Raw genomic sequence first — 4424 nt, 5'->3', positions numbered from 1 at the left:
CGAACGTGTGCACCGAGATGATGGCAGTCCTACTCTGGAAGCTGACGCCCTCGCCCGCGGCCCGCCGCGGTCCTCGCGGGCCGGCTGTCGCAGCTCGACGCCGGGATCACGATCAACGGCGCGGACGCCCAGTCGGTGATGGCCCTCATGGCGCTCGGCGCGCGGAAGGACGCCCAGCTCGTGGTCGAGGCTTCGGGGCCCGACGCGGAGAAGGCCGTTCGCCTCGTGCGCGAGCTCGTGGAGCGGGGTTTCGGCGAGCGGGCCTGACCCTTGAACGGTGTGAAAGAAGTGTTTCACCATGAGTGAACGCCTCTGTGCTCCACGCCACTTTCCGAGTTGAATCGGAGCCATGAGCGCCGATACCGAAACCGAGCCGCAGACCGAGCCCCAGACCGAGCCCCAGACCGAAACGCAGACCGAGCCTTCCGCGGCGGAGAAGCCAGCCGAGAAGCCGGCCCCCGCAACCCCGTTCCACGACCTCGACCACTACGTGGCCATCCCGCGCCTCTCCGGCCTGGCGCTGAGCCCCGACGGCACGCGCCTCGTGACCACCGTCGCGACGCTCAACGGCAAGGGCACCGAGTACCGCTCCGCGCTCTGGGAGCTCGACGCGACGGGAGAGCGGCCCGCGCGCCGCATCACGCGGAGCGCAAAGGGCGAGGCGGGCGCGGCGTTCGCGGCCAACGGCGACCTCTTCTTCACGTCCGCCCGCCCCGACCCCGAGAAGCCGGACGATGATGCGGTCAACGCCCTCTGGCTCCTGCCTCGCGACGGCGGCGAGGCGCGCGTCGTCGTGAGCCGCATGGGCGGCGTGAGCAGCGTCCTCTCGGCGCGCGCGGCGGACGCGACGTTCGTCCAGGCCTCGGTCCTCCCGGGCAGCAAGGACGAGGCCGACGACGAGGAGCGCCGCAAGGCCCGCAAGGACGGCAAGGTCGCCGCGATCCTGCACTCGGCCTATCCCGTCCGTTTCTGGGACGCGGACCTCGGCCCCGGCGAGGCGAGGCTGTTCGCCGTCGAACGTTCGGCGAAGGCGCCCGAGCCGGGCAAGCCGGGCACTGTCGACGAGGGCCCGGACTTGGAGCTCCGCAACCTCACGCCGGGAATCGGTACCGGCCTCCTGTTCGGCGAGGCGACGGTCAGCCCGGACGGCTCCACCGTGTACGCGGGCGTCGTGAAGCCGCTCGCGAAGGCGGACCTCCGGATGGAGCTCGTGGCCGTGGACGCCGCGACCGGCACCCATCGCACGCTCCTCGCGCGAGACGCCGCGGACTTCCACCCCGGGCCCGTGAGCCCGGACGGGACGCGCCTCGCCGTGATCCTCGAGCCCCACACGACCCCCACCGACTCGTACACGAGCGAGCTCCACCTCCTCGACCTCGCGAGCGGCGAATTGCGCCGCCTGGCGCCCGCATGGGACCGCCACCCGCACCCCGCGGAATGGCTCCCCGACGGCTCCGCGCTGCTGGTCACCGCGGACGACGGCGGCCGCTCGCCCGTGTTCCGCATCGACGCCGCGAGCGGCGAGGTCACCCGAGTGACGCGCGACGACGCCGCGTACACCGACGTCGTCGTCGCGCCGGATGGGGCGAGCGCGTTCGCGCTCCGCAGTTCTTACCTGTTCCCCGCCGAGGCCGTACGGATCGACCTCGCGACCGGCGAGGTCACGCGCCTGCAGAACCCCGCGGAGCGGCCCGAGATCCCCGGGCGGCTCGAGGAGGTTACCGCGACCGCCGCGGACGGCAGCCCGCTGCGCGCATGGCTCGCCCTCCCGCCGTCGTCGGCTCCTTCGGGCGCCACGCGGGACCCGGGCGCAGATGGCGCCGCGAAGCACCCGCTGCTCCTGTGGATCCACGGCGGCCCCATCGGCTCGTGGAACGCGTGGACGTGGCGCTGGAACCCGTGGCTCATGACCGCGCAGGGCTACGCCGTCCTCCTCCCGGACCCCGCCCTCTCCACGGGCTACGGCCAGGACTTCATCCAGCGCGGCTGGGGCCGGTGGGGCGCCGAGCCGTTCACCGACCTCATGACCATCACGGACGCCGCCCTCGAACGGCCCGACCTCGACGCGGAGCGGACGGCCGCGATGGGCGGCTCGTTCGGCGGGTACATGGCCAACTGGGTCGCGGGGCACACCGACCGCTTCCGGGCGATCGTGACGCACGCGAGCCTGTGGGCGCTCGAGGGCTTCGGCAAGACCACCGACTTCGGCCAGTACTGGGCCAAGGAGGTGGACGCCGCGATGACGGAGGCGCATTCGCCGCACCACTCAGTCGGCGAGATACGCACGCCTATGCTCGTGGTCCACGGCGACAAGGACTACCGCGTGCCCATCGGCGAGGGGCTGCGCCTGTGGTACGAGCTCCTGAGTGCGTCGCAGCTGGCGACCGACGGCGAGGGCCGCACGCCCCACCGCTTCCTGTACTTCCCGGACGAGAATCACTGGATCCTCAAGCCGCAGCACGCGAAGGTCTGGTACGGCGTCGTGAACGCGTTCCTGGCCGAGCACGTCCTCGGGGAGTCCCGGGAGCTGCCCAAGGAGCTCGGGCTCTAGCCATGGGCGGGGACGCTGTGCGACGGGCTACTCCGGGCGAGGCTGTGGTGGTCGCGGAGCTGCTCGATGCGTTCAACCGCGAATTCGAGTCCCCGACCCCGGGCATCCGCGCCCTCGCGGCGCGGCTGGTCGGGCTGCTCGGTGCCGGCGACGTGGTGGCGCTGCTCGTGGGGGAGCCCGCGGTGGGCCTCGCCGTGCTCACGTTCCGGCCGAATGTGTGGTTCGACGGACCGGTCGCGCTCCTCGATGAGCTCTACGTCGAGCCTGCGAGGCGCGGTGAGGGGCTCGGCGGCGAGCTCCTCGCCGCGGCCGAGGCCCTCGTGCGCGAGCGCGGCGCCGAGCTGCTCGAGATCAACGTGGACGGTGAGGACGTGGACGCTCGGCGCTTCTACGAGCGTCACGGGTACGCCAACCACGAACCGGGCCAGACCGAGGCACAGCTCTACTACTTCAAGGAGCTCTCGGGGCCGTAGCGCGCGCTCATACCAGCCATACCCCGCCACTAGGATGGCACCATGACTGCCCCCCTCCCTGTCGAGACCGAGCCTGCCGCCCCGCCCTTCCGGGTGCGACGCGCGCGGACGAGCGACGTCGCGGGGATCAAGCAGCTCGTGGCCCCGCTCGCCGAGAAACGGATCCTCATCTCGAAGGAGTCCGTGGCCTATTTCGAGGCCATTCAGGAGTTCCGCGTCGCCGAGGCCCCCGACGGCGAGCTCGTGGGCTGCGGAGCGCTGCACGTCATGTGGGAGGATCTCGCGGAGGTGCGCACGCTCGCCGCTGCGGGCACGTGGCGGGGGCGCGGCGTGGGGCACGCGCTCGTCGAGCAGCTTCTCGCGGACGCGTATGACGTCGGCGTCCAGCGCGTCTTCTGCCTCACCTTCGAGGTGCGGTTCTTCGAGCAGCACGGCTTCGAGGTCATGCCCGACCAGTCGGCCGTTGACCCCGAGGTGTACTCCGAACTCCTGCGCTCGCAGGATGAGGGCGTCGCGGAGTTCCTCGACCTCGCACGGGTCAAGCCGAACACCCTCGGCAACACGCGCATGATCAAGTGGCTTGCGGGCCGCGCGCGGGAGTAGCGCGCCGCCGGTAGCTGAGCGACTGTCGGCTCAGCCCGCGTAGAGGCCCTGATTGTCCAGCGTGGCCTCGGCGATCAGCACCCGTTGGCACTGCCTGCCCCACGGGTATTCGACGCGGGGAGCGAATCTCACGTGGTTCGAGCCGATGGACTTGCCCGAGGTGTTCCTCCCCGTGACCGTCAGGTCGATGGGGCTGTCCGAGAGCGGCATCATCATGATCTGGGCGCGCTTCGCGCCGGGCTGCGTGTTGGGTCCCGAATCGTCGGCGAGGGTGAGCGGCCCGCCGTGGCATTGGCCGTCCTGGCAGGCCTCGCCTGTGAGGGAGGCCGGGTCGAGCGTCGCGGCCCGTTCGGGCGTGACGTGGATCGTGACGGTGGGCGCCGCGGCGATCATGGGGCACGCGATGGGCTGTGGAACGCAGGCCGTCAGAAGCGTGCACGCTCCGAGGACGCACGCGAAAGCGGCCCCGAGCTTCCTGGCCCCTTGCATGAGGCGAGCGTAGGTCGCGGCGGTGGGCAACTCAATGCCTTTTCGGCCGCGTTCCGGCCACAGTCCGGACTACCGATGGGCCAGGCCTACGGAAGGGCCAGGCCTCCGCTCGCCTCGGTCGCGAGGCCGTCGGCAAGGAGCCCAACGATGGAGCGATCGAGCTGCTCGGGCCCGGGCGCGAGCGCGTGGAGGCGTGCCAGCTCGGCGGCGACGGGACCGCCGTCGCCCGCTGGAGCAGGAGCCGGTCCTTCGAAGAGGCCGCGAGGCACGGGCCGCGACGCCGCGCGGAGCACGGCCATGACCGCGCC

4 protein-coding genes and 2 pseudogenes are annotated in these 4424 nt (G+C 71.8%); 4 read left to right on the top strand and 2 right to left on the bottom strand.

The window, feature by feature from the left end; all coding sequences use genetic code 11:
- Window positions 1–69: 69 nt before the first annotated feature.
- The 4 genes and pseudogenes from ACLN58_RS18500 to ACLN58_RS18485 form a co-directional block, all read left to right on the top strand.
- Window positions 70–267: pseudogene (locus ACLN58_RS18500) on the top strand (HPr family phosphocarrier protein); the annotation flags it as partial.
- Window positions 268–349: 82 nt separating this feature from the next.
- On the top strand, window positions 350–2551 hold the full coding sequence (locus tag ACLN58_RS18495; protein WP_415856709.1) for a prolyl oligopeptidase family serine peptidase: 2202 nt from the start codon (window positions 350–352) through the stop codon (window positions 2549–2551).
- A gap of 2 nt (window positions 2552–2553) precedes the next feature.
- Window positions 2554–3024 carry a GNAT family N-acetyltransferase gene (locus ACLN58_RS18490; RefSeq protein ID WP_415856708.1) on the top strand — a complete coding sequence of 157 codons (471 nt, stop codon included), beginning with the start codon at window positions 2554–2556 and terminating at the stop codon, window positions 3022–3024.
- 42 nt (window positions 3025–3066) lie between these two features.
- Window positions 3067–3627 carry an amino-acid N-acetyltransferase gene (locus ACLN58_RS18485; protein ID WP_415856707.1) on the top strand — a complete coding sequence of 187 codons (561 nt, stop codon included), beginning with the start codon at window positions 3067–3069 and terminating at the stop codon, window positions 3625–3627.
- Window positions 3628–3657: 30 nt separating this feature from the next.
- Here the strand turns inward: ACLN58_RS18485 and ACLN58_RS18480 are convergent, their stop codons facing one another.
- Together ACLN58_RS18480 and ACLN58_RS18475 are read right to left on the bottom strand one after the other, a co-directional pair.
- Window positions 3658–4116: a hypothetical protein gene (locus ACLN58_RS18480; RefSeq protein ID WP_415856706.1), complete on the bottom strand. Its 459-nt coding sequence runs from the start codon at window positions 4114–4116 to the stop codon at window positions 3658–3660.
- A gap of 86 nt (window positions 4117–4202) precedes the next feature.
- Window positions 4203–4424: pseudogene (locus ACLN58_RS18475) on the bottom strand (A/G-specific adenine glycosylase); the annotation flags it as partial.

The sequence above is a fragment of the Sinomonas sp. G460-2 genome (assembly GCF_047759905.1).
GTDB lineage: Bacteria > Actinomycetota > Actinomycetes > Actinomycetales > Micrococcaceae > Sinomonas.
This window is presented reverse-complemented; position numbering and strand designations above follow the sequence as displayed.